This is a genomic window from Niveispirillum sp. FG148 (assembly GCF_057809655.1).
Genome location: NZ_JBMDKJ010000005.1, coordinates 302,892 through 328,649, shown reverse-complemented (window position 1 = coordinate 328,649; position 25,758 = coordinate 302,892). Strand labels below are relative to the sequence as shown.

Annotated in this window: 16 protein-coding genes; 7 read left to right on the top strand and 9 right to left on the bottom strand. The window is 65.3% G+C overall.

The genetic code is table 11. The features are described 5' to 3' along the window. From ACODTW_RS08180 to ACODTW_RS08165, 4 genes are all read right to left on the bottom strand, one after another. Positions 1 to 9,925, bottom strand: a 9,925-nt coding sequence (locus tag ACODTW_RS08180) for an MBG domain-containing protein (RefSeq protein ID WP_488945476.1), incomplete at its 3' end; no start/stop codon positions are given. A gap of 16 nt (positions 9,926 to 9,941) precedes the next feature. After that, on the bottom strand, positions 9,942 to 11,585 hold the full coding sequence (locus ACODTW_RS08175) for a ShlB/FhaC/HecB family hemolysin secretion/activation protein (RefSeq protein ID WP_488945475.1): 1,644 nt from the start codon (positions 11,583 to 11,585) through the stop codon (positions 9,942 to 9,944). A 640-nt stretch (positions 11,586 to 12,225) separates the two neighbouring features. Then, complete coding sequence (locus tag ACODTW_RS08170; protein WP_488945474.1) at positions 12,226 to 12,723, bottom strand: arsenate reductase ArsC; 498 nt, start codon at positions 12,721 to 12,723, stop codon at positions 12,226 to 12,228. 204 nt (positions 12,724 to 12,927) lie between these two features. Beyond that, positions 12,928 to 15,189: a helicase-related protein gene (locus ACODTW_RS08165; RefSeq protein WP_488945473.1), complete on the bottom strand. Its 2,262-nt coding sequence runs from the start codon at positions 15,187 to 15,189 to the stop codon at positions 12,928 to 12,930. A gap of 244 nt (positions 15,190 to 15,433) precedes the next feature. On the opposite strand from ACODTW_RS08165, the gene ACODTW_RS08160 reads away from it, so the two are divergent. The 3 genes from ACODTW_RS08160 to ACODTW_RS08150 are packed head-to-tail and all read left to right on the top strand — an operon-like array spanning position 15,434 to position 16,682. Further along, positions 15,434 to 15,688, top strand: coding sequence for a DUF2442 domain-containing protein (locus ACODTW_RS08160; protein WP_488945472.1), 255 nt, complete (start codon positions 15,434 to 15,436; stop codon positions 15,686 to 15,688). Between the two features lie 46 nt (positions 15,689 to 15,734). Next, positions 15,735 to 16,058: an addiction module antidote protein gene (locus ACODTW_RS08155; protein WP_488945471.1), complete on the top strand. Its 324-nt coding sequence runs from the start codon at positions 15,735 to 15,737 to the stop codon at positions 16,056 to 16,058. Continuing rightward, a complete protein-coding gene (locus tag ACODTW_RS08150; RefSeq protein WP_488945470.1) occupies positions 16,059 to 16,682 on the top strand; it encodes a hydrolase in 624 nt (207 codons plus the stop codon). A 383-nt stretch (positions 16,683 to 17,065) separates the two neighbouring features. Here the strand turns inward: ACODTW_RS08150 and ACODTW_RS08145 are convergent, their stop codons facing one another. Further along, positions 17,066 to 19,285, bottom strand: coding sequence for a TonB-dependent receptor (locus tag ACODTW_RS08145; protein ID WP_488945469.1), 2,220 nt, complete (start codon positions 19,283 to 19,285; stop codon positions 17,066 to 17,068). 500 nt (positions 19,286 to 19,785) lie between these two features. Between ACODTW_RS08145 and ACODTW_RS08140 the strand changes: the two genes are divergently transcribed. Continuing rightward, positions 19,786 to 21,084 (top strand): cation:proton antiporter, encoded by a 1,299-nt coding sequence (locus ACODTW_RS08140; protein ID WP_488945468.1) that lies wholly within the window; start codon positions 19,786 to 19,788, stop codon positions 21,082 to 21,084. Positions 21,085 to 21,160: 76 nt separating this feature from the next. On the opposite strand, the gene ACODTW_RS08135 is transcribed toward ACODTW_RS08140, so the two are convergent. The 4 genes from ACODTW_RS08135 to puuE form a co-directional block, all read right to left on the bottom strand. Continuing rightward, positions 21,161 to 21,583 carry a hypothetical protein gene (locus ACODTW_RS08135; protein WP_488945467.1) on the bottom strand — a complete coding sequence of 141 codons (423 nt, stop codon included), beginning with the start codon at positions 21,581 to 21,583 and terminating at the stop codon, positions 21,161 to 21,163. Next, complete coding sequence (gene vapB / locus ACODTW_RS08130) at positions 21,574 to 21,783, bottom strand: type II toxin-antitoxin system VapB family antitoxin (RefSeq protein WP_488945466.1); 210 nt, start codon at positions 21,781 to 21,783, stop codon at positions 21,574 to 21,576. The genes ACODTW_RS08135 and vapB overlap by 10 nt, the downstream gene beginning before the upstream one ends. Positions 21,784 to 21,817: 34 nt before the next feature. Continuing rightward, complete coding sequence (locus ACODTW_RS08125; RefSeq protein ID WP_488945465.1) at positions 21,818 to 22,330, bottom strand: CcdC protein domain-containing protein; 513 nt, start codon at positions 22,328 to 22,330, stop codon at positions 21,818 to 21,820. A gap of 86 nt (positions 22,331 to 22,416) precedes the next feature. Next, a complete protein-coding gene (gene puuE, locus ACODTW_RS08120; RefSeq protein WP_488945464.1) occupies positions 22,417 to 23,343 on the bottom strand; it encodes an allantoinase PuuE in 927 nt (308 codons plus the stop codon). A 107-nt stretch (positions 23,344 to 23,450) separates the two neighbouring features. On the opposite strand from puuE, the gene uraD reads away from it, so the two are divergent. Genes uraD through uraH form a run of 3 tightly spaced genes read left to right on the top strand, consistent with a single transcriptional unit; the run spans position 23,451 to position 25,752 of the window. Further along, a complete protein-coding gene (gene uraD / locus ACODTW_RS08115) occupies positions 23,451 to 23,990 on the top strand; it encodes a 2-oxo-4-hydroxy-4-carboxy-5-ureidoimidazoline decarboxylase (RefSeq protein ID WP_488945463.1) in 540 nt (179 codons plus the stop codon). Further along, complete coding sequence (locus tag ACODTW_RS08110) at positions 23,987 to 25,411, top strand: NAD(P)-binding domain-containing protein (RefSeq protein ID WP_488945462.1); 1,425 nt, start codon at positions 23,987 to 23,989, stop codon at positions 25,409 to 25,411. The genes uraD and ACODTW_RS08110 overlap by 4 nt, the downstream gene beginning before the upstream one ends. Then, positions 25,399 to 25,752, top strand: a complete 354-nt coding sequence (gene uraH / locus ACODTW_RS08105) for a hydroxyisourate hydrolase (RefSeq protein WP_488945461.1) — start codon at positions 25,399 to 25,401, stop codon at positions 25,750 to 25,752. Before ACODTW_RS08110 ends, uraH begins: the two co-directional genes overlap by 13 nt. The last annotated feature ends 6 nt before the right edge of the window (positions 25,753 to 25,758 follow it).

Below are 25,758 nucleotides of genomic sequence, written 5' to 3'. Positions count from 1 at the left end.
CGGCCGGGTTCACCGTCAGGGTGCCCTCGGCATAGGTGATCGAATAGTTCGACAGGCCCGTGCCCGAAGCACCCGACGCACTGATCGTGTAGCTGCCCACCGTTGCCGCCGTGCCGGTACCACCGCTGGGCGTCAGGGTCACACCGCTGATCACATCGCCATTGACCAGACCCGCACTGGTGTAGCCCGTCAGGCTGATGCTGGTGCCATAGGTCTTGGTCGCCCCCGCCGCACCGATGGTCAGGGCGGCCGGGTTCACCGTCAGCGTGCCATTGGCATAGGTGATGGAATAGTTCGACAGGCCGGTCCCTGTGGCCGCACTGCCGCTGATCGTGTAGCTGCCGACCGACGCCGCCGTACCGCCACCGCTGCTGGACAGGCTGACGGCGCTGATGCTGTCGCTGTTCAGCAGCCCGCTGCTGGTGAAGCCGGTCAGGCTGGCGCTGGTGCCATAGGTCTTGGTGGCGCCGCTGGCCGTGATGGTCAGGGCGGCCGGGTTCACCGTCAGCGTGCCGTCGGCATAGGTAATCGAATAGTTCGACAGGCCGCCGCCCGATGCGTCCGCCGCGGTGATGGTATAGCTGCCGGCCGCTGCTGCCGTGCCCGCGCCCGTGCTGGACAGCTGCACCGACACGATGGTGTCGCCCAGGATCAGTCCGTCACTGCTGTAGCTGGCCAGGGTGGCGACGTCGCCATAGGTCTTGGTGGCGCCCGACGCCGTGATGGTCAGCGCCTTGGGGTTCACCGTCAGGGTGCCGTCGGCATAGGTGATGGAATAGTTCGACAGGCCCGTACCCGAGGCGCCCGAGGCGCTGATCGTGTAGCTGCCGGCGAAGGAGGCGGTGCCCGTGCCGCTGCTGGCCAGCGTCACGCCGCTGATCACGTCGCCATTGACCAGACCCGCACTGGTATAGCCGGTCAGACTCAGGCTGTTACCATAGGTCTTGGTGGCACCACTGGCCGTGATGGTCAGGGCGGCAGGGTTCACCGTCAGGGTGCCATCGGCATAGGTGATGGAATAGTTCGACAGGCCCGTGCCCGAGGCGCCGGCGGCACTGATCGTGTAGCTGCCGACCGTCGCGGCCGTACCGCTGCCCGTGGAGGACAGGGTCACGCCGCTGATCACGTCGCCATTGACCAGACCCAGGCTGGTGAAGCCCGTCAGGCTGGCGCTGGTGCCATAGGTCTTGGTGGCACCGCTGGCCGTGATGGTCAGGGCGCGCGGGTTCACCGTCAGCGTGCCGTCGGCATAGGTGATGGAATAGTTCGACAGGCCCGTACCATCGGCGCCCGATGCGCTGACCGTATAGCTGCCGGCCGACGCCGCCGTGCCCGTGCCCGTGCTGGTCAGGGTCAGGCTGTCGATGCTGTCGCTGTTGACCAGCCCGCTGCTGGAGAAGGCGTAGAGGCTGACACTGTCGCCATAGGTCTTGGTGACGCCCGAGGCGGTGATGGTCAGGCCCGCCTGGCCCACCGTCATCGTGCCCTGGACATAGCTGATCGAATAGTTGGTCAGGCCCGTGCCTGCGGCATCGGTAGCGACAATGGCATAGGTGCCGGTCCCGGCCGTCACCGTTGACCCGCCGCTGGACAGGGTCACGCTGTCGATCGCGTCGCCATTGACCAGGCCGCTGCTGGTGAAGCCCGTCAGCGTCGGGCTGGTGCCATAGGTCTTGCTGACGCCGGACGCGGTGACGGTCAGCGCCTTGGGGTCCACCACCAGATTGCCGCTGACATAGTCGACCGAATAGTTGGACAGGCCCGTGCCCGTCGCGCCGGAGACGCTGATCGTATAGGTCCCGGCCGCCGCCGCCGTGCCCGTGCCACCTGTGGGCGTCAGGGTGACCCCGTCCAGGATGTCGCCATTGACCAGACCCGTGCTGGTATAGGCCGACACGGTGGTGGCATTGCCATAGGTCTTGGTGACGTTGGTCGCATTGATGGTCAGCGTCGCCGGGCTTACCACCAGCGTGCCGTCGACATAGCTGATCGAATAGTTCGACAGGGTGGAGCCGGTGGCCCCCGACGCGACGATCGTATAGCTGCCGACACTGTCGGCCGTCCCCGTCCCGCCGCTGGGCGTCAGCGTGACGCCGGTGAGGCTCTCACCGTTGACCAGACCGGAACTGGTATAGCCGGTGATGCTGATGCTGTTGCCATAGGTCTTGGTGACACCGCTGGCCGTGATGGTCAGCGCCGCCGGCGTCACCACCAGGCTGCCCATGACATAGGTGATGGAATAGTTGGACAGGCCCGTGCCCGAAGCGCCCGACGCCGAGATCGTATAGGTCCCGGCCGACGAGGTCAGCACCGTGCCCGTACTGAACAGCGTCAGGCTGTCGATGCTGTCCCCCGTCACCAGGCCCGAGGTCGTATAGCCGGTCAGCACCGCGCCGGCCCCGTACGATACCGTCGTGTTGCTGGCCGTGATGGTCAGGGCGGCGGGGACGATGGTAGCCCCGCCCGAATAGGCAAACTGGTATAGCGATCCGTCGCTGAAGGAAGCCCCGCTGCCATTCAGGCTATAGGCTGAACCACTGCTGGAAACTGACCAGACGATACCGGTCAGGTTGCCGGACTGGTCCCGGCCCAGATGGTCAGAGGCGGAAATCACGGTGCCGCTGACCGTGCCGCCATAGGTGCCGGTGCCCGTCCCCACCACATTGACATAGGGCAGGGCCTTCAGCATCGGATAGGGGCTGCCCGCCACCCAGGTGCTGGTGCTGAAAACGGACTGGGCCATGGGGCCATTGGTGGTCCATTCAGCGGTCGTAAGGCCCAGGACGGTGCCGGCCGTCGAACCGCCGGAGATGGCGACGGTCAAACCGGATTTCGTAGTGTCCCAGAAGCTGTCGATGACGGTCCCGGTGGCGGCACTGCCCACCAGCCCGTTCACATTCGACGCGCCGGACGCATCAATGCTGTTGGCCGCATAGGAGGCGGAAATCAAACCGCCATTATTCAAATAGCCGACAAGACCGCCAAACGTGTTGGAACTGGAGCCAACCGTCAGATTGAGGGTGCTGTAGGCGTTGGCAAGGCTGCCGCCGCTGAAAAAGCCCACCAGGCCGCCGCTGCGGATCGACGTGGCGCCGACACTGATCGTGCCCGTGCTGTAGACACCCGTCATGGTGCCGTCGACGTTCCAGCCGACGACCCCACCCCAATAGGCAGCCCTGTCAGCATCCGTCAGGCTCACGCTGGCGCCGCTATTGTAAATCGTGCCGGTATTGTACCCCACCAGACCGGCGACAGCGGTGGTGCTGGCGGCGGCATTGACGCTGCCGCTGGCAAAGACGCTGCTGACCAGCCCCTGGTTCGCGCCCGCGATCAGGCCCACCTGCGACAGGCCCGACGCGGTCGATATGCCAGCATTGCTGAGGGTCAGATTGAACACCGCCCCCCCGGAACCGATCAGGGAGATCAATCCCAGCGAATGGGAGGTGGCATTGCTGATGGTCATGCCGGAAATGACATGCCCCACCCCGTTCAGCGTTCCGCTGAACTCGGTCGGCGCCGTGTTGCTGCCAGCCGTGTTGAAGCCGATCGGCACCCAGCCCTTTGACGACCACAGACCACCCGTCTGGGTCAATTCACTCAGCGTGATGTCATTGACGATCCGGTAATCCGCCGTGGGGTCCAGGCCGATCAGTTGCAGTTGATGGTCATTGCTGATGGTCGTGGAATATTCCATCCGCAGGAATGGCCGCGTATAGCCATTCACCATGTACCAGCTATTGTTCAGGTCGAACCCGCTATAGGTGGCGCTGGCATAGGCGGCGGTGCCGCTGACATCGGTGGTGGTGGCGGCACCGCTGCCGATGGCGACGGTCTGGCCGCTACTGCTGCTGTCCCAATAGGCCGACAGGATGCTGCCGCTGGCATGCTGGCCCACCAGCCCGCCGACGGACGTTCCGCCCGTCCCGACCGTGACCGGACCGCTGGCATGGACCCCGGAAATCCCACCCGTATTATAGCCGACCAGCCCGCCGATGGCGTGGCTGGCGCTGTTGCCCACCGTGACGGCGACGGTGGAATAGGCGTTGGTGATGCTGCCGCTGTTGATGCCGATCAGGCCGCCGACACTTTCCCAGCCATCGCCGACGGTCAGGACGCCCGTCGCATAGACATTGCTGACGGTGCCGGCATTGATGCCGGCCAGGACACCGATGGCGGTGCCGCTGCTGCCCATGTTGGTGACGGTGGCGTTATGGACGCCGAGCTTCTGCACCAGGGCACCGCTGGCAATCTGCGCGAACAGACCGCCGCCGGAATTGCTCAGCGTGTCGATGCGCGAGAACAGGCCGTTGATGGCATAGCCCTGGCCATTGAACGTGCCGGTGAAGGCGCTGCTGACCGAAGCGGAGGTGACGCCGATGGGCACGAAGCCGCTGCTGGTCTTCCAGAGGCCGGACGCGCTGGACAGTTCCGCCATATTGATGTTGCCGCCCAGCACATAGGTGCCGGCAACATTCAGCGTCACCAGCTGCAACTGGTGGGCATTGGTGATGGTGGTGCTGAATTCGGAACGCAGGAAAGGACGGGTGAAGCCTTCCAGCAGGTACCAGTCATTGCTGAAATCAAAACCGCTATAGGTGGCGGTGCTGAAGGCATTCGCCGTGCTGAAACTGGCGACATTGGTGGTGTTGCCGGAGTCGCTGCCAACACCGACCGTCAGCCCTGTGGTCGTCTGGTCCCAGTAGACCGTGTCGATTCCCCCGCCATTGAGGCCCGCCAGCGCCCCGACATTGGTGGAGCCGGCACCGGTCACCACGCTGCCCGTGGCATAACCATTTTCCAGCGAAACGCCGTTGGAGCCGATCAGGGCCCCGACAGCACTGGCACTCACCCCCACCGATACAAGGCCCAGCGCATAGACCTTGCTGGCCCAGCCATCATTGTACCCGATCAGCCCGCCGACCTGCTGGGCATTGCCCCCGGCCAGGACCGAGGCATTGGCGTAGGAACTGCTGACCGTGCCCGCATTGGTGCCGACCAGGCCGCCCACACAGATGGCCGAAATGCCGACGCTGACCGTGCCGGTGGCATAGGAGCTGTCGACCGTCCCGGAATTGTTGTAACCGATCAGGCCGCCGATCAGCTGGGAATTGCTACCTATCAACAGGGAGGCACCGGCATTGCTGCCGCTGACATTGCCGACATTTTCGCCGATCAGGCCGCCGACATATTGTGAACTGACGCCACCCAGGATGCTGCCCGTGGCGCTGCTGCCGCGCACGATGCCGGCACTCAGATTCTGGCCCAGCAACAGGCCGGCCTTACTGAGCGCGCTGCTGCTGCTGATGGTGCCATCGGCCGATACGGCGCTGACCGTGCCCTGGTTCACCCCGGCCAGCAGGCCCAGATTGCTGCCGCTGCCGGTGACCGTGGCGCCGGTCAGGGTCAGGCTGGACACCGAACCGGTGCTGCCGATGGAACTGAACAGGCCGATATTGCTGCTGGTGCCGCCCAGGATGGTCAGCCCGTCGATCGTATAGCCCTGGCCGTTCAAGGTGCCGGTGAAGGCGGTGGGGCTGGTATTGGAACCGGCGGCGTTGAAACCGATGGGGACGAAGCCGATGGCCGGGTTCCACAGGCCCGACGCACTGGTCAATCCGGCCATGGTGATGTTGGCACCCAGCACATAGCTGCCGGACGGGTTGACGGCGATGGCCTGCAACTGGTGGGCATTGATGATGGTGGCGCTGTTTTCCGCCCGCAGGAACGGCCGCGTATAGCCTTCGATCTGATACCAGGTACTGGTGAAGTCGAGGCCGCTATAGCTGGCGGACGCATAGGCCGCCGTGCCGCTGATGCTGGCGGCGGAAATGCTGCCGCCCGTGCTGGTACCGTACCCCAGCGTCACGCCCGAAACGCTGCTGTCCCAATAGGTGGCGCTCACGGTGCCGGACAGCATCCGGCCGATGGCACCACCGGTTGAGACGGTCGACGGTGCGGTGATGGCGACGCTGGCCCAGGCCTGGACAAGGGTGGAGGGGAAGCTGCCGCTGACAGTGTGGTTTCCCACCAGCCCGCCGACACCGTTGGTGCTGGCGGTCCCCACGGTGGGAATGATGATGGCGCCAATGGCATAGACGCCGGAAACATAACCGCCATTGCTGCGCCCGACCAGACCGCCGATATCGGTGGAAACCGACCCCACGGAAATGGTGCCGGAGGCATAGCTGCCCAGGACCGACGACATGGTGAGGTTGAAGGCTTCTATCGACCCGACAAAACCACCGACATAGGTGGACGTCCGGCCCATCGTGATATTGCCGGTCGCATAGCTGTTGCTCATGACGCCGTTCTGCGCCAGCCCGACCAGACCGCCGATATAAATGCCGGCCGTGCCGACAGCCGTGCTGTTACCGATGGAGAGATTGCCGGTGGAATAGCTTTCAACGACGCGGGCCGACGTCGCCCCGCTGGTCGGCTGTGCCAGCAGCCCGACCAGGCCCCCGATATACTGGTTGTTGGTGTTAGCGGCGCTGACATTGCCGGTCGCGTAGCTTTTGGTAATCAGGCCCGTGCTATATCCTGCCAGCCCGCCGATACGCTGGTTGGCAGAGCCCAGCGAAATGTTTCCGGTGGCATAGGTGTTACTGATGGTACCCGAGTTATTGAGGCCGACCAGACCGCCGACATATTGCACACCGCTGCCTGAGCCATTGATATTGCCGGTGGCATAGGAACTCTCCAGGATCAACCCGATCGCATCACCGACCAGACCGCCGACACGCATGCTCTGGTTACCGACACTGATGGCGCCGGTGGCATAGCTGTTGGCGATGGAGGAGGTGCCCGTCACAAAACCCGCCAGACCGCCAAGCGCCGTCACCTGGGTTCCGGCCACAACGGAGATACCGGTGCCGCTGTTCAGGATGGTGCCGCCCACAAGGCCGCCGACCAGGCCGCCGATGGTGCTCACCCGCGTGCTGACGATCGTCCCGCTGGCATAGACATTGGAAATCAGGCCGGAGGATTTGCCCGCAATCAGGCCCCAGCTGTTGGTGACCGTGCCCGGAAAGCCGGTGAGGAGGCGGCCATTGCTCACTGTCACGTTGGCCACAGACCCGGCGGTGCCGATGCTGGCGAACAGGCCGACATTGTTATAACCGACGGGGTTCAGGCTCAGACTGCTGATCGTATAGCCCTGACCATCGAAGGAACCGGCGAAGACGGACGGGCTGTTATTGACGGAAACGGTGGTGAAGCCGATGGGCGTGAAGCCGGCGGTCGACCAGAGGCCCCCCTGCGCCGTCGAACCGCTCATGTCGATATTGGCCGACAGGAAATAGTTTCCCGTCAGGTCCAGGCCGATCAACTGCAACTGATGGCCATTGATGATGGTGCTGGATTTCTCGCTGCGCAGGATGGGCCGGGTGCGCCCGTCGATCAGATACCATTCGCCGCTGAAATCGAACCCGGCATAGGTGGCAGAGAGGGTGGTGTTGGCCCCGATCGCGGTCGATGTCTGGGCATTGGTGTCGCTGCCGAAGGCCACCGACAGGCCCGATGTCGCCGTATCGAAGAAGCTGGCCAGGACGCTGCCGTTATTGACCCCGATCAGACCGCCGATATTGGTGCTGGCCGCCCCCGTCACGATGGTGCCGGTGGAATAGACCTCGGTGATCGACCCGCTGTTGCGCCCGGCCAGACCGCCGATCATGTCGCTGCTGGTGCCGACCGTCACAGGGCTCAGACTATAGGCAGCGTCAACCGACCCGGACAGGAGACCGGCCAGACCGCCGATGCGCAGCGCACCGGCACCGACAGAGACGGTGCCGGCGGCATAGCTCTGGCTGATGGTGCCGGCGGCACTGCCGACCAGCCCGCCCACATTGGTGGCATTGTCGCCGACCCGGACATTGCCGTCAGCATAGGCGCCACTGATGGTGCCGCCGAACTGGACACCAACCAGCCCGCCGACCCCGCTGTTCGACGCGCCGGCCGACACGCTGACGCTGGCATAGGATGTGACGATGGTGCTCTGATTCTGCCCGATCAGGCCGCCGACATTGCTGCTGGAAACACCGGCGGTGACCGTGCCCGACGCGCCGACATTGCGGACAGTACCGGCATTCTGGCCCGCCAGCAGGCCCATGTTGCTGCCCGTGCCGCCGAACAGCAGGCCACCCGACAGCGTCAGGTTCTGCACCAGCCCGCCGCTGTCGATGCTGCTCAACAGGCCCAGGTTGGATGTGGTGGCCGTCCCCTGGCTGATGGACAGGCCGCTGATCTTGTGCCCCAGACCTTCCAACGTGCCGGCAAAGGCGGTGGGGGCGGTATTGTCGCCCGTGGCGTTGAAACCAAGCGGCGTCCAGGCACTGGTCAGGGTGATATTGCGGGCAACCGCGTAGGCACCGCTGCTGCTGATGCTGGCAAGCTGCGCGGCAGACGTCACCAGCGTATAGCCGGTGCCGTTGACGTTCAGGCCCGTGGTCAGATCGACCGCGGCATTGGCCCGGAACGTGCCCGTGGTGCCGCCATTGTTGGTGATGACCGACAGGCTGCTGCCCGACAGGGCAGTATTGATGGTGACGCCGCTATAGGCATCCAGCGTCAGGCTGTTGGCCGATGTCCAGGTGATGCCGGCATTGACGAAGATATCGCCATTGCCGCTGGCACTGGTGGTACCGCCGGCCGTGACGCCTGTGTAACCGACGCTGCCGCTGGTGGTCTGCAGCGTGACATTGCCCGACGCCAGCCCCGTCTGCACAGCCGTGGCCAGCGAGGAATTGACGGTCAGGTCATAGGGGTCCAGCAGCCAGTTGCCGCCCTTGCCCCTGGCGGCGCCGATATCGACATGCAGGGCGCCGATGGACAATTGCCCGCCCGACGTCTCGACAAAGCCGCCATCGCCCCAAAGGCTACCACCGCGTGACAGGATCACGCCATGATAGGTGCTTTCTTTGCTGTTGGCCGTGACCGATCCGCCCTTGTCACTGTCCTTGGCCGATACGTCGATGCGGCTGTCGGCATCCATGGTCAGCGACGTCGTGTCGGCATGGCCGATCACGACCGTGCCGCCGCCCGTGGCCCCCGTGGCGCTCAGCAGCGCGCCTTGCAGGGTGATGGGGCCGCTGCCATCCAGGACCAGCGTGCCGCCCTTGTCGGTCAGGCTGTCGGCCTCGATCACGCCGGTGGCCTTGATGACCCCGGCATTGACCTTGTTCAGGGCCTGGGCCGTCAGATAGACGGCACCGCCGCCCGTCTGGATGATGCCGCCCGCCGCGATTTCCGCGCGCAGCAGCGACGGATCCACTTTCAACGGTGCGCCCCCGTCGGGCGTCAGCGTCACCGCCTCCCCCGCCGCCAGCACAACGGAACCGACCTGGGCGCGGATCAGGCCCTGGTTGGTGATCTGGGAGGCCAGCAGCGCCACCGACCCGCTGCGGGCATTGATGCTGCCGGCATTGACGATGGCGGCATCCGACGTGCCGCGCGTGAAGGACAGATTGCCCTTCTCAAAATCCTCGTTGGCGATGTCCAGCGTGCTGGCCACCAGACCGCCTACATCCAGCGTGGCCCCGCCGCCGAACACCACCCCGTTGGGATTGACCAGGATGACGGTGCCATTGGCGCGCATCGCGCCATCAATCAGTGACCGGTCACTCCCAACGACGCGGTTCAGCGTCATGGACCCGGCATTGGGCTGTTCGAACGACACATAGGCGCCGGAACCGATATTGAACCGGTCCCAATTGATGATGGCCTTGTCCGTCGACTGGGTCACGGTCATGACCGTGCCGGCGGTGGCGATGCTGGCCGCACCCGCCTGCACCTGTCCGCCCGTGGGCAGGGTTCCCGGCGCCTGCTGTCCCCAGGCGGCCCCCGTCAGGGTCTGGACAACGGAAATGACCGCCGTGCAGCCCAGCAGGCGGGCGCGGAGGGTGGCTTTGCGGGTGCGGTGCGTCGACACTGGATTTCCGTTCCTGCTAAACCATCACAACCAACTGTGCCCAGGCACGCGTTTCCGCCCGCCGACCGGACACCATGTCCATGCCGGCATCCGGGCCAATACGCCGGGCGACGACCGTCTTCACCTGTACATTGTCGAACGGGCTCCAGGTGGCGCTGGCCCCCGCCCCCTGCTGGAAATAGGTGTTGTGCGGTGACCCCGCCCCTTCCCAGCCCGTCCATGGCTTCTTGTGCTGTTCGACCAGACCGCCATCCCAGAAGGCGGAGACGCGCAGCCTGTCCAGCACCTGATGCCCCAGTTCCAGGTTCAGCATGACGCCCTGGTCACCGCTGCCGGCATTGACCGGATATGCGCGCGTGCCCGTCAGGCCGCCCAGGGAGAACTGCTCGCCGCTGTTCAGGTTCTTGCTGGCCAACTGGCCCGACAGGGTGGCCGTCAGGTCGCCATTCTTCCACAGCGCCTGCCGGCGGGCCGCCGTCAGCGTGATCTTGCCGTACTTGCCCTGACTGCGGGCGCTGGCCTTGTCCAGCGCCTTGTTGCTGGCATTGCGCGACAGGTCGACATAGCCGACCTTCAGCGCAGCGCTGAACATGAAGGCGCCGCCGCCCTGCCAGCTGTCGCGCATGCTGCGATGGGCGGCGAAGGTGGCACCGGCCAGCCGGTTGGTGGCCGTGGTCAGGCCCGCCACCTTGTCATTGGTCCATTTATGCTCCAGCCCGAAGGACAGGCTGACCGGATCGGAAGAGGTGCGCAGCGCCAGCCAGCGCATGTTCAGCGCCGCCGTCTGGGCCGTGCCCGACGGTTCGCTGACATTGACCTTCTTGGGGATGTCATAGGTCAGCCCCGCCCCCATGCCCTCCAGCCACAGATCACCATCCAGCACGGGCATGCCGGCCGATACCTGGCCATAGCGCGATGATTTCGTGGCCTGACCCGTCAGCGATGCCTGCTCGCCGATCCCCGTGGCGTTGGTCATGGTCAGCATGGCCAGGCCACGCACGCGCCCGATCTCGGCCGCGGAATTATTGTCGACCATGGCCGTGGCGCTGACCAGCGGCGGCTCCCGCAGCTTCAGGATGACGTCGGTCGTCCCCTCCTCCTCGCCCGCATCCAGCACGCCCAGCGCCTGCACACCGGGGATGATGCCCAGGTTGGACACGCCTGTGGCGACCGCACTGGGATGCAGCGGCTCGCCGGGGCGGTTCTGGGCATGGATGAAATCGGCGGCGCGGTCGGGGTCCAGGCGCGTCTTGCTGGACGGGTCCAGCCGCACCTTGCCCATGCGGGCTTCCAGCACCTGGATGGTGACGATCCCGCCTTCCAGCGTCTGCCGGGGCAGCACGGCGCGGGCCAGCAGATCGCGCTTGGCATAATAGCGGGTGATGCGGGCCGCCGCTTCCTTCAGATCGCCCAGCGTGCAGTCGCGGCCGACATAATCCGCCAGCTGCGCCTTCAACTCCGCCTCCGGGATCAGGGTGGCCACAATGTGGAAACCCTGAACACGAACCGTATCCCCTTCCTTCAGAAACTCCCCTTCCGCCGATGGCGGCAACAGGTCCGGAACAGACGGGGTCGGCGGCGGCGGGCGCGGGATATTGCGCTCCACATCGCGCATGATCTGGCCCGCATCCTGGGCCAGCGCCAGGGCAGCGCTCCCCATAGAGAAAGCCGCGGCACAGGTCAGAGCAAGCCAGAAATTCCGCACCGCCATCACCCGCATTATCTATGGGTCCCTATCGGGAAAAAATAGAGGGCCCATGAATATGTCAAGCCCCCCAACTACAACTAAACGATACTAAACACAGGATTTCAGCGCAAGTGCATGCTTGTTTTATCACGCAACGAAAAGTTCTGGACTTTGCGGTGTGCGCATGGCGGCCGACAGCGGCCGCGCACGCCTACGGGCTACCGTTTGAGGAGTGCCCCCAATTGGCTAACAACCCGTTAACGGGCCTCCCGCAGACCGCCCCCTTTGCCCCGGCTCGGGCGGCCGATGCCGCTGCGGTCGGCCCCGGCTGATGGTCTCCCTGACGGTGCGGGTCGGCCTGATGTCGGGCAGCGGACCGGGCTGGGGCGCGGCGCGGCCGGCCCCTTTTCATTTCCTAATGGATAAATCACGGAAACTCCGCCCGTGAAGGCGACGGCCCCGCGGAGGATGCGGGGGGGGGGCGGGCGGCGTCGGTCGCGCAAGATGTCGGGAGCCATGCGCGAAGGCGCGCCTGTCCGGCCGGAACAGGGCCCGGCTGATCACCGCCGGCCTGATCGGCAAGCGGGCTGGCAGAACCGTGCGGAAGGGTGACCTATCCGGCCATGGCGATGTCGGAGACATCCGACGCCGACAGCCGGACCAGACGATGGTCGGGCAGGGCGCAGAGCAGCTTCACCCGCCGCTCCACCATGCCGAACACCAGGTTCAGCAGGGCGCGGCGTTCCGTCTCCGACCCTTCCAGGGCCAGCGGATCGGGGAAACGCCAGGTGAAGACCAGCGGATTGCCCGTCCAGGCCGGCTGCGGCTTGGCAGCCGATTCCTCGCAGACATGGATGACGAAATCCAGGTCCGGCGCATCGGGGCCCGTGAACAGGTCCCAATGTTTGGGGCGCAGATTTTCGGTATCGATGCTGACCTTCTTCAGAAGGTCGATGGTGATCGGGTCCGGCATCTCGCGCGGCTCAGGTCCGGCGGAGAAGGTGTCGAACCGCCCGGCCCCCCATTTGCGCAGCAGGCCTTCGGCCATCAGGCTGCGGGACGCGTTGCGACGGCAGATGAACAGCACGTTGAACGGACGATCCGGCGACATGGGTACGGCCCCGTAGCGGCGGTGGAAACCGCGCCGGACTATCCGCATGCATGGCGACTCTATCGTCTCAGTTTGATGTCAGCCATATGACAATGACATCGGTCGCAGCAATGGCCTTACGCCCCCTCAAATACCGGGCGCCGCCATCCGGCGGCTCGGGCTCACGCGCACATGGGTGCGCAGGCCGGCAGTCGCCGGCCTTAATCACCCCCGCCGCGGGCCATAGCGTTTCTTGGGCGCACCGCGGAAGCCCTGGGGCGGTTTGGGCTTGCCGCCACCGCCCCCACCCGGACGCCCGCCGCCGCCGGGCTTGCCCAGACGCTGGCGCCGCGCCGTGCTGGCCAGCAGTTCCGACAGCCGCCCCGCCACCTCGCCCCGCCGGACCTCCACGGCCTTGCGATCGGGGAACAGGCGGGCGAACTTGCGGCTGGCCCAATAGTAAAGGTCGCAAGACCGCGACAATTCCTCCAGCCCGTAATCATCCAGCCTTTCCATGCGCAGCGGCACGACCAGGCCCAGCGGCACCGGCTCGTCCTTCTCCACGGCGCGCAGCATCTGGTGGAAGAAGCGGGCATCCACCTCCTTCTCCAGATCGCACGGCATGAACAGCAGGCTCAGCTTGTCCTCGAACTTCACCGACCGTTCGTCCAGCGCCTGGGCCAGCCGGCGCAAGGATGACAGGTCGGACACGCGATAGGGGCTGCCCGTGGTCTTGGCGGCGGCAAAGCAATCGACCAGCAGCATCATGCTGTCCGTGCCGATGCGCGATGCCAGCCGCGCCACCATGGCCCGCGTGGGCCGCACCGTCAGGGCCGTACGCGGGCCGAAGGCGATGTCGGGCCGGGTCCACAGGGTGCGCAGCTGCTGCGGCGTGCCCTTGCCGACCACGCCGAATTCGCCCACCTCGTGATGGCCGAAGCGGCCGGCGCGGCCGGCAATCTGCTTCACCTCCGCCGGGGCCAGCTCGCGCTGTTCCACCCCGTCATATTTCTCCAGGGTGGTGAACAGCACGCGGCGGATGGGCAGGTTCAGGCCCATGCCGATGGCGTCGGTGGCCACCACCACGTCGGCCTCACCCGTGGTGAAGCGCTCCGCCTCCCTACGGCGCACCTCCGGCGCCAGCGCGCCATAGATGACGGCCGCCGTCAGGCCGCGCGCCTGCACGATGTCGCGCACCATATGCACATTGCGCCGGGAAAAGGCGATCAGCGCGTCGCCACGCTGCACATCCTCATATTCCAGGCGGGTTTCCAGCATGTGCAGCGGCGATTTGCGCTCCAGCCGCACCACCTCCAGCGGCTCATTCAGATGCGCCGCCACCCGCTCGATCAGCGGTAGCGCCTCGGGTGCCCCCAGCAGATAGACGGTGCGCGCCGGCACGCCCATCAGGGCCGCCGTCCAGGCCCAGCCGCGATCCTTGTCGGCCAGCATCTGCACCTCGTCGATGACGGCCACATCCACCACCAGTTCGGGGTCCAGCATTTCGATGGTCGATGCCGTGTGCCGGGCGCCGGGCACGCGGATCTCCTCCTCCCCCGTCAGCAGGGTGGTGGCCGTGCCCTCCCGGTTCAGCCGGTCCATGACCTCCAGCGCCAACAGGCGCAGCGGCGCCAGATAGATGCCCTGCTCGGCCTCATGCAGGGCCTTCATGGCGCGGTGGGTCTTGCCGGAATTGGTGGGGCCGACAATGGCCACCAGCTTGCGCCCCATGGATCGCGCCGTGGGGAACAGCCGTTCAAACTTGGCGAAGTCGAATTCGGTATTCACGAAGCTGCGGCCGCGCGCCACGGCGCGTTCGCGCAGCCAGGTGTCGGCCGTCTCTTCCCAGCGGCGCAGGATGTCGTTGGGCTGGTGGTTGTTGCGGCACAGGCGGAACAGGCGCTGGCCCAGATTCTCGAAGGTCCAGCTATCGTCGGCCTCGCCCACCATCTCCCGCAGCTGCCACAGCCGGCCGGCCACGTCCGACAGGGCCTGGTCCAGCATCTGGCGCAGCTGCGGGTCCTCGATCAGCTGCGCGCGCAGGGTCGCGTCATCCAGCCCCGTCAGCTCGTCAATATCATAGGACCGGCTGACCTCCAGCCGGATGGGGCCGGGCAGGTCGGGGAAGGTCAGTTCATCATGGGTGCGGGCGCGCACCCGGCTCTTGGCCTCAGCCGCCAGCAGCTCGACGGCCGTACCCTCCAGCGCGCGCCGGCCCTGCTGCAACAGCTCCATGCGCCGGACCATGCGGGCGACCAGCCCTTCGATCTCCAGCACCACGGCGTCGCGCCGTTCCTCCAGCACGACCAGATCGCGCTTGCCCTGCGGCAGCGGCAGGCCCAGTGGCACCATGCCATAGGCCGCCGCCTGTTCGATCCGGTCCAGGCCCAGACGGCCGATGCTGGTGATTTCCGGATGATGGCGGGCGACGGCGAAGACAAGATCCGGTTCCATCGGCGTGGACGGTTCCGGGGGCAGGGTATCCATGGGGATCGGTACTCGAACGGATGATGTTGCAGCCGCACAATATGCGCCGGAACCGGCCTTTTGCCCAGGGGGGTGCCGGGCATGGCTTGGTTGTGGGCGGGGAACGCGGGCGCGGTATCGTGACAAGGCATCAAAATTGATGGCATTGTTGTTCTCAGGATCGACGTTGGAGAGCGAGATGCCGGTCATCTTCCGGTGGGAGGGCGCGTCACCGAGAACAGGGCCTTGATCGAAAGGGCATGGCATGAGCATTTCCGCTGAAAGGGTCCGCTTCGACGAATTTACAATGTGGGTCGACCTGGCCGACGGGCGGACGATCGGCGTGCCTCTGGCTTGGTTCCCGCGCCTGCTGCACGCCACCCCCGATCAACGGGCGGCCGTGATGATCAGCCCCAGTGGCCGGGGCCTGCATTGGGATGAACTGGACGAGGATATTTCCGTCCCCGGCCTGCTGGCCGGTCGTGGCGACCTTACCACCACCCACAGCAGCGCCGCCTGAACGACCAAGCCAAGGAACTGGCCAAGCAGTTGAAGGAGGCACCGCTTTGACGCAGGAACTGACAACCATGCCCTGGGACCCGGCGGACCACCTGCAGGATGTCGGCGCCATTGCCGCCTACCTGAATGCAGCGCTGGAAGATGGTGACCCCGCCTTGGTGTCGGCAGCCCTGGGCGACGTCGCCCGCGCCAGCGGCATGAGCGAACTGGCGCGCGCCCTAGGCGTCTCCCGGGCCAGCCTGTACAAGACCCTGTCGGCCGACGGCCGTCCACAGTTCGGCACCATCGTCCGTCTGATGGAGGCCCTGGGCATGCGGCTCAGCGTGGTACCGGTCGAAAAGTCCCCCAACCCCCATTCCAGCGCCGCCTGAATGACCAAGCCGACCGCCGTTCCCAACCATCTGGATGCGCCCCGCACCAACCTGCTGATGCGCTCGGGCCGCTGGGTGAACCTGTATGACCCCGCGCCGGCCGATATCGTGCTGGAGGATTGGGTGACCGGCGCCTCGCGCGTGGCCCGCTGGGGCGGGCAGACGCAGGGGCCCATTGCCTATAACGTCTTGCAGCATTCGGTGCTGCTGGAACAGGTGCTGCTGGGCCTGCTGGCGCCCGATGCCGGGCCGACCCTGCGGCTGGCGGCCCTGATGCACGACCTGCATGAAGGCGGGGGCCTGGGCGATGTCGTCACGCCCTATGGCAAGCTGTTCGCCACGGCCGGGCTGAAAGAGGTGAAGGCGCGGCTGGACCGGGCCCTGTTCCTGGCTGTCGGCCTGCCCTGGCCGTTATCGGTCACGGATACCGACCTGATCAAAAAGGCCGACAAGATCACGGCCATTTCGGAGGCGATCCAGTTGATGGGCTGGCCGGAAAAACTGGCGCGGCGCGACATTGGCGGCGGTTACCGGGGCAAGCTGTGGACCGACCCCATCATCGTGCAGGACGAAGCGACGGCGCGGGCCGCCTGGTGGGAACGCTACCGGCTGGTGGCGCGGTAGAACGCCGAACCCGCAAGCGAGCGTCTGTGCGGGTTACACCGTCACCCATGACGCGGCCCATAGGCGCTAAGTTTGGCGGTTCGTCCCCCGGTTCAGCCCTCTCTTCCCGTCACCCCGGCGAAGGCCGGGGTCCAGCGTGAGGCGCGGTTAGCGCCGATATGAGTCTTATCGCGGCAGACGCCGCTCTGCCCTGGACCCCGGCCTTCGCCGGGGTGACGGTGGAGGGGACTGAACGGAGAACGGACCTCTTATCGTAGCGCCTGTGCGCATGTGCTGGGATGATGCCGGAGAGACCCAAACCGATTCCCTTTCACCCCCCAGATAAAAAAAGGCCCGCGCCGGTCGCACGGCGCGGGCCACATCATCCAGGTCCGAGGACCCGATCAGAACTTGGACGTGATCTCCACACCCCAATAGGGGGCGTCGGTCACGAAACCGGTCAGGTTGTTGAAGTCGATGGCGCCTTCCAGCTCCTTGGCGTTGGTGATGTTGCGGCCCACCAGTGCCACGCCCAGCTTTTCATCGTCCGAAACGTAGCCGACCTTCAGGCCGCCTTCGATCTTGCTGTCGGAATAGAATTCCTTGGACGTGTAGAGGAAGAAATTGACCTTGGAGCGGTAGTTCCAGTCGGTGAAGACATAGACCTCGCCCGACGACACCGGCACGCCATAGCGGGCCGAGGCGGAGAAGATCCACTTGGGCGCGTTGGGGAAGCTGTTGCCATCGATGCTGGCCAGACCGCCCGACATCGGGTCGGTGACGGTGCAGCCGCCGCCGCAGGGAGCGACCTTCAGCCCGGCATCATCGATTTCGGTGTGGTTGTAGGACAGGCCCGTGGTCAGGCGCAGGTTCTCCACCGGCAGCAGCTCCAGCTCGGCCTCGAAGCCGTAACCGATACCATGGTCGGCATTGATCAGGGTGTTGTTGTTGGACGCCCCGCCAACGGCCGTGAACTGCTGGTTGTCGATGTCGGTATAGAAGGCAGTGACGTTCAGACGGGCCTTGCGTTCCCACAGGTCCGACTTGATGCCGGCTTCATAGGACATCAGCGTTTCGGCCTTGGCGACCGACAGCGCGTCCTTGTTGATGTTGGTGCCGAAATAGAACAGCGGGCGCGACTGGATCGACGGTGCGCGATAGCCGCTGGCCACGCGGCCGAACAGGTTGATGTCGTCCGTGGCCTTGAAGGTCAGGCTGGCATCCCAGGTCACCTGGCCGTCGGACAGGTCGGCATTGCCCTTGGTGGAGCCCGGCACGCCCGGCATGGTGCGGGTGACGTGGAAATCCTTGTCCTCGTCATTGTAGCGCACGCCGGCGGTCAGCGTGAACCGGTCGGTCAGGTCATAGGCAGCCTGGCCGAAGACGGCCCAGGTCTTGGTGACCTGATTGCTGTCGGTGAAGATGCCGATGCCGCGCGGGTCGGCGGCATTGCCATAGGAATAGCCGTAGGCCGTCACATCTTCCTTGAAATAGAAGAAGCCCGTCTGCCAGCGCAGCTTTTCCCCGTCACCGTTCGACAGGCGCAGTTCCTGCGTATACTGGGAATGATCGGGCACCTCATCGGCCGTCTCGCTGTCGAACGGCACGAAGCCCGGGCCCTTGCCGGCCACGCCACCATCGATATCGCCGCGCGTATAGACCTCAACCGACTCATAGCCGCTGATGGAGGTCAGGGTGACGCCGTCGAAATCATATTCCATCTTCAGGCTGCCGCCCTTGGAATTGATGTCCAGGTCGTTGGCGCCGTTCTGATAGACGGAATTGCGGGAGAAGGTGGAGGACAGGTCGTTGCTGCCCTTGGTGATGGCATTGGCGACGAAGACGCGGGCGGTGCCGTTCAGGTCGCGGTAATGGGCGTTGGCCAGGGCCGTGAAGGGGCCACGCTCATACAGCAATTGCAGGCGGGCCGCCGCCTCGCTATGGCCGCCCAGCGCGTCCTTCTCACCCGTGTAGCTATTGTCGATATAGTCGTCCTTGCGGTCGTACTTCAGCGACAGGCGGGCGGACAGGATGTCCTCCACCAGGGCGCCACCAACCGCACCCTCGGCATCCAGCGTATTCTTGCTGCCATAGGCGGCAGAGAAATAGCCCTCGGTCTTCTGGGTCGGCTTCTTTGACACGAAGCTGATGGTGCCGGCCGGCGTGTTGCGGCCGAACAGCGTGCCCTGCGGCCCGCGCAGCACTTCAACCCGCTCCAGATCGAAGACGGGGAAGCCGCGCAGCATCGGGTTTTCCTGCACCACCTCGTCATAGACGACGCCCACGGGCTGGGTGGAGGTCAGGTCGAAATCGCTGTTGCCCAGACCGCGGATATAAAAGCGCGGGAAGGTGCGGGAGAAGGTGGATTCCGCATACAGGCTCGGCACCTGGCCGGACAGGGCCAGCAGGTCGACACCGCCGGTCATGACCGCATCCAGCTTATCGGCCGTGATGGTGCCGACCGACACGGGAACCTGCTGCAGGTTCTCCGCGCGCTTGGTCGCGGTGACGATGATCTCGTCCAGCACAGCCTGGGCGCCGGCGGCCGGGACCATGGCGGACAGGGCCAGAAGGCTGGCCGTGCCGGCCAGGAGACGGGTCAAGGATGGATTGCTGATGCGCATTATGGGATGCCCCTTCAGTGCCGATTGCGGCGGTTCGTGCCGCCGATGCCGATTCCTGGTCCGTAGCGCCGCCCCTTCTCTGCCTGCCCGGGGACGGTCACCCGCATTTTTCTGCATAAATGCCCGCCCGGATCACCCCGGACGGGCATGAATTCGTTTGCTGCGGCACAACATGAAATGGCCGGGCCCATGGATCAAGATGGGGGCGGGGTCCGGTATGACAATAACGTGACGGTGATGCACATTAACCACACCAGATAAGTAATAGTTGCAATATTTCAGTTTTGTGACAAACGGCCCCTTTCTGCCGCACTGCGATGAATTTGCTGTGCCCGACATGGCCTGATCTGTACCGCCGGGCAGAAAACCTGCGCCTGCGCTGGGATGTCATCGCTGTCAACTTTCCGCTTCGTTTCCCGAATTCGCGCTGATAAGAAACAAAGCTGCAAAGACGCGCTCAAGCGCCAATAGACAACGTTGTCCGACGGGAGGACACCCCCATGACGCCAGCCCAGCTCAGCGTCGTCTTCTTTCTGCAACTGGCCGTGATCATCGCCGCCTGCCGCGGCGTCGGCTGGCTGGCGAAGCGCTATTTGGGCCAGCCGCAGGTGGTGGGCGAAATGATCGCCGGCGTCATCCTGGGGCCGTCACTGCTGGGTCTGCTGGCACCGGACATCCAGGGGCTGCTGTTCCCGAAGGAATCGAAGGCTGTACTGTTCGTGGGCGCGCAGTTCGGCGTGGGGCTTTACATGTTCCTGGTCGGGCTGGGCTTCCGGACCGATCATTTCAGATCAAATGTCGGCAGCGCCGCCGCCGTCTCCCTGTCGGGCATGGCGGCCCCCTTCCTGCTGGCGGCGATCATCACCCCCTGGCTGATGGGGCATGGCCTGTTCAATGAAAGCCTGACCCTGCCGCAGACCACCTTGTTCATGGGGGCCTGCATCGCCATCACGGCCTTTCCCATGCTGGCCCGCATCATCCATGAACGCGGCCTGTCGGGCACGCCGCTGGGTACCCTGTCGCTGTCGGCGGGCGCCATTGACGATGCCGGGGCCTGGACTGTGCTGGCCATCGTGCTGGCCACTTTCGGCGACGGCCCCATGGTGGCGGTGAAGGCCATCGGCGGCGGGGCGGCCTTTGCCCTGTTCATGCTGACCCTGGGGCCCAAGCTGCTGGCGCCCCTGGGCCGGCGGGCCGAACGGATGGGCCGGGTCGATCATTCGACCCTGGGCATCGTCCTGATCCTGTTCCTGCTGTCGGCCTGGGCCATGGATGCGGCCGGCATCCATGCCGTGTTCGGTGGCTTCCTGCTGGGCTGCATCATCCCGCGCGGTGTGCTGGCCACCGACCTGCGCCGGCAGCTGGAACCGTTTGCCGTGGTGGTGCTGCTGCCCATGTTCTTCACCTATTCGGGCCTGCATACCCAGCTGACGCTCGTCGACAACTGGGGTCTGGTGCTGGTGACACTGGGCATCCTGGCCGCCTCCATCCTGGCCAAGGGCGGGGCCTGCTGGGCCGCCGCCCGCCTGACGGGGCAGGACAATGCCACCGCCATGGGCATCGGCGCCCTGATGAATGCGCGCGGCCTGATGGAGCTGATCATCATCAATATCGGCCTGCAGAAGGGCCTTATCGGCCCGGCCCTGTTCTCCATCCTGGTGCTGATGGCCATCATCACCACCCTGATGGCCTCACCCTTGTTCGAACTGGTCTATGGCCGCAAGGCCCGCGCACGCGGTGAGCTGGGGGAACTGCACGAACAGGACAGCGATTTCGCGGAGTTGCGCGAGGCGCGGTGAGGGAAACGCAAAGGGCGGCCCGCAACGGCCGCCCTTTCAGCCTGGAACATGTTCCAGCCATCCCCACCGACCCGGATCAGATTTTGTCGGCTGGCAACAGCAAGCGCCAGACAAGCGCCGTCGTGCCGCCGGCCGAGGCACCGGCCAGGCTGAGAACAGGAATGTTCTGGATCAGGGTCTGTGACGCCAAACCATAGAACACAGCATAACCCAGGGCCGCGCCAACGGCGGCGTGGATTGAAGGATGCCGTAGTCCGAACCGTCGCAACAACAGCATCACCGGCCCCCCGATCAGCAGGCTGGAAAGACCAACCCAGGCCATGATGACAACGAAAATGGCCGCGATCATAACCCCGATCTGCATCTGACCATCGTCACCGAGCCTATCCGGTTGCAAGGGAAGCAATTGATAGATCGGCTTAAAAGCACCTGTGACGGTGCCGGCGAGGACAGCAATGATGAAACGCTGTGTGGGGGTGAAGCGCCGCCCTATTCCCACGCCGGCTGCTCCCGATCGGGAAAATCGATCCCCGGCTGGTCGAAGAAGTCATCCCAGAGCCGATCCCGCGGCACGATCACCCGGCGATCACCCTCCTTCAGAATCACCACCTCCCGCACATGATCGGGAAAAGCAACATCCTTGGGCAAGTGGACGGCTTGGGTGCGATTGGAAAGGAATAGGGTGGTCATGACGGACATGGGGATTCCCTTCGCAGCAGTCTGGTCGCAATCATCAGGCTCGCAACCTATCGTCACCCCCCACCTGCAGCGCCCGCACCCGGCGCAGCATCAGGATCTGGCGGGCGAAGACCGTGCCCATGGCCAGGGCAAACAGCGCGTCGGAGACGATGCCGAAGCCATGGGCTTCCGGGTCTTCCAGGCCCAGATGCCGGGCCCCCTGCTTCACCAATATCAGGCCGACAATGAACAGCAACCCCGTCACGGTCAGGCGTGACATGGGGTGGCCCGTGTCCGGATCGCGGAACAGGTGGATATGGCGGGCGGCATAGACGCCGCAGGCGGCCCCTGCGGCCAGCGAGACGGCGATGATCAGCCAGCCCAGCCCATCCACATGGGGTCCCGCCATGACATGGCCGAAAATATAGAAGCCGATGGCCAGCACCAGCAGGCCCAGCAGCGCGATCACCACCGGGGTCCGCACCCGCCTGGGCTTCTGCGTACGCCGGGCCAGGATCAAAATGGCAAAGCCAATGGCCAGATAGGGAATGAGGGGCTTCAGATCCATGTCGCGCATCCCTTGTTGGATGACCTGACCTATCCCGCAACATCAGCCGGGCCAAGTGAAAACTGGTTAATCCGGGCTCATTGCCACTACCCACGCCACGGATGCACCGCGCGCCAGTGCCGGGCGATATCGACGCGTCTTGCCACCCAGACGCGGTCATGGGCCAGCACATGGTCCAGGAACCGTTCCAGCCCGCGCACGCGCCCCGGCCTTCCGATCAGCCGCGTGTGCAGGCCCACCGACATCATCTTGGGCGCCGTCTCCCCTTCGGCATAAAGCGCGTCGAAGGCGTCGCGTGCATAGGTGAAGAAATCATCGCCCTGGTTGAAGCCCTGGGCCGTACCGAACTTCATGTCATTCACGTCCAGCGTATAGGGGATGACCAGATGCGGGTCCGTCTGGCCCGCATAAGTCCCCGGCGGCAGCCAATAGGGCAGGTCGTCATTATAGGCGTCAGCGTCATAGAGGAACCCACCCTCCTCCACCACCAGCCGTCGGGTATTGGGGCCCAGGCGGCCCGTGTACCAGCCCAGCGGCCGCTCCCCCGTCAGCGCACGGATGGTGTCGATGGCCCGCTGCATGTGCTCGCGCTCCACCGCTTCGGGCACATTCTGGTAATCGATCCAGCGCCAGCCATGGGACGCGATCTCGTGCCCGGCTTCCACCATGGCGCGGGCGGCGTCGGGATGGCGGGCCAGCGCCATGGCCACGGCGTAACAGGTGACCTTCACCCCATACCGCTCGAACAGCCGCATCAGCCGCCAGAACCCGGCCCGGCTGCCATATTCATAGACGGATTCGACCGACAGGTTGCGCTGGCCCGGCAGGGGCTGCGTGCCCACCACCTCCTGCAGATAGGCCTCCGACGCCGCGTCGCCATGCAGCAGGCAGTTCTCGCCCCCCTCCTCGTAATTCATCACGATCTGCACGGCGATGCGGGCATCCCCCGGCCAGCGCGGATGCGGCGGATGGGCGCCATAACCGATCAGGTCGCGGGGATAGGGTTCAGCCATGCGACGGCTCCTCTCGTACCGGTCCGGCCATGCGATGCGCACAGCCCTGCCCCCGATCATACGCATCGTTTCGCTTGCGCACAAAAAAATCCGTGTCACCATGGGCCATGACCGACGCATCCGCCGCCGCCCCCGTCCGCCCCACCATCGAAACGCTGAACGCCTTGCCGCATGCCAGGTTCATGCACCTGCTGGCCGGGATCTGGGAGGACAGCCCGTGGGTGGCGGAAACGGTGTATGAGGCGCGTCCCTTCGCGGACCTTGTTGCACTGCACAGGGCCATGGTCGATGTGGTCACGGCCGCCGGACCCGACGCCCAATTGTCCTTGCTGCGCGCCCATCCCGATCTGGCGGGCCGGCTGGCGCGCGGCGGCGGGCTGACGGCCAACAGTACCGCCGAACAGGCGGGCCTGGGCCTGGACCGGCTGTCGGAAGCGGAGTTCGACTGGTTCGACCGGCACAACGCCGCCTACCGTGACCGGTTCGGCTTTCCCTTCATCATCGCGGTGAAGGCCCAGACCCGGGACAGCATCAAGGACGCCCTGGAAGCCCGGCTGACCAACGATGTCGGCACGGAAATCAGAACAGCATTGGGAGAAGTCGCCAAGATCGCCAAATTCCGCCTGGAGGGGCTGTTCGGGACATGAGTGAACAGGATTTGAAGGCCCTGGAAGCGCAGGTCGCCCGCGACCTGACCCTGCTGGATTACCCGGCCCGTTCCTGGGTGCCGGCCCGCACGCATGCCGACGGCCCCGTCTTTGACGTGGTCATTGTCGGCGGCGGACAGGCCGGGCTGGCGACCGCCTTCGGCCTGATGCGGGAAAAATTGGGCAATATCCTGGTCATCGACCGCAACAAGGCGGGTCGGGAAGGGCCGTGGGTGACCTTTGCCCGCATGATCACCCTGCGCACGCCCAAGCATCTGACCGGCCCCGACCTGGGCGTGCCCAGCCTGACCCCGCGCGCCTGGTTCGAGGCGAAATATGGCCCCGCCGCCTGGGCCGATCTGGGCAAGCTGCCCAAGGAGACCTGGCAGGATTACCTGAACTGGTATCGAAGCGTGCTGTCCATCCCCGTGCGCAATGAGCATGATCTGCTGGCGGTGGAGCCGGAGGAGGACACGGGCATCCTGCGCCTGACCGTCGACACACCCGACGGGCAGGACCTGATCCTGGCCCGCAAGCTGGTGCTGGCCACGGGCATTGACGGGGCCGGGCGCTGGCATGTGCCCGATTTCATCCGCCAGGTGGTGCCGGAGGATCGCTATGCCCACACCTCCGAATTCATTGATTTCGACGCGCTGAAGGGCAGGCGCATCGGCGTGCTGGGGGCAGGTGCGTCTGCCTTCGACAATGCCGGCACGGCGCTGGAGGCCGGGGTGGCCTCGGTCGATCTCTGCCTGCGCCGGCCCGACATTCCGCGCGTGAACCCCTATCGCTGGATGGAATTTTCCGGGTTCCTGGGTCATTTCGCGTCCATGGGCGATCTGGACCGCTGGCGCTACATGCGCCACATCTTCGACCTGAACCAGCCGCCGCCGCAGGACACGTTCCATCGCTGCGTCCTGCACCCGAACTTCGCCTTCCACACCTCCTGCCCCTGGGAATGGGTGCGGATGGAAGGCGACGAAATCCATGTCGGCACGCCCAAGGGCGTGATGATCTTCGATTTCCTGGTGGTGGGCACGGGCTTCATCGTAGAAGCCGCGTTCCGGCCGGAGGTGGCGCGCTTTGCCAAGGATATCGCCACCTGGGCCGATAGGTTTACCCCGCCTAAGGGGGAAGGCAACCCGCTGCTGATCCGCTATCCCTATCTGGGTGACGCGTTCCAGTTTACCGAACGCGTGCCCGGCTGCGCCCCGCATCTGGCCAACATCCACAATTTCACCTTCGGCGCCACGCTCTCCATGGGCCTGTCCGGCGCCTCGATCAGCGGTATGAAATACGGGGTGCAGCGGCTGGTGCAGGGTCTGATCCGCGACCTGTGGCTGGCCGACAAGGACCATTTCCTGGCCGATCTGCGGGCCTATGACCAACCCGAACTGGTGAGTACGTCATGGCCCGCCTGAGCACCCATGTGCTGGATACCGCCGCCGGCCGCCCGGCCGACGGCCTGTTCATCCAGCTTTTCCTGCTGGTGGGCGATCAGCGCACCCTGATCCGGGACGCCCGCACCAATGCCGATGGCCGCACAGACCGGGCGCTGCTGTCCGGCGACACGATCCCGACCGGCACCTATGAACTGCTGTTCCATGCTGGCGACTATTTCCGCAGCCACGGCACCCCGCTGGCCGACCCGCCCTTCCTGGACCAGATCCCCATCCGCTTCGCCCTGGCCGACACCGACGGCCATTACCACATCCCCCTGCTGCTCAGCCCCTGGAGCTATTCGACCTACCGGGGCAGTTGAGGGGGG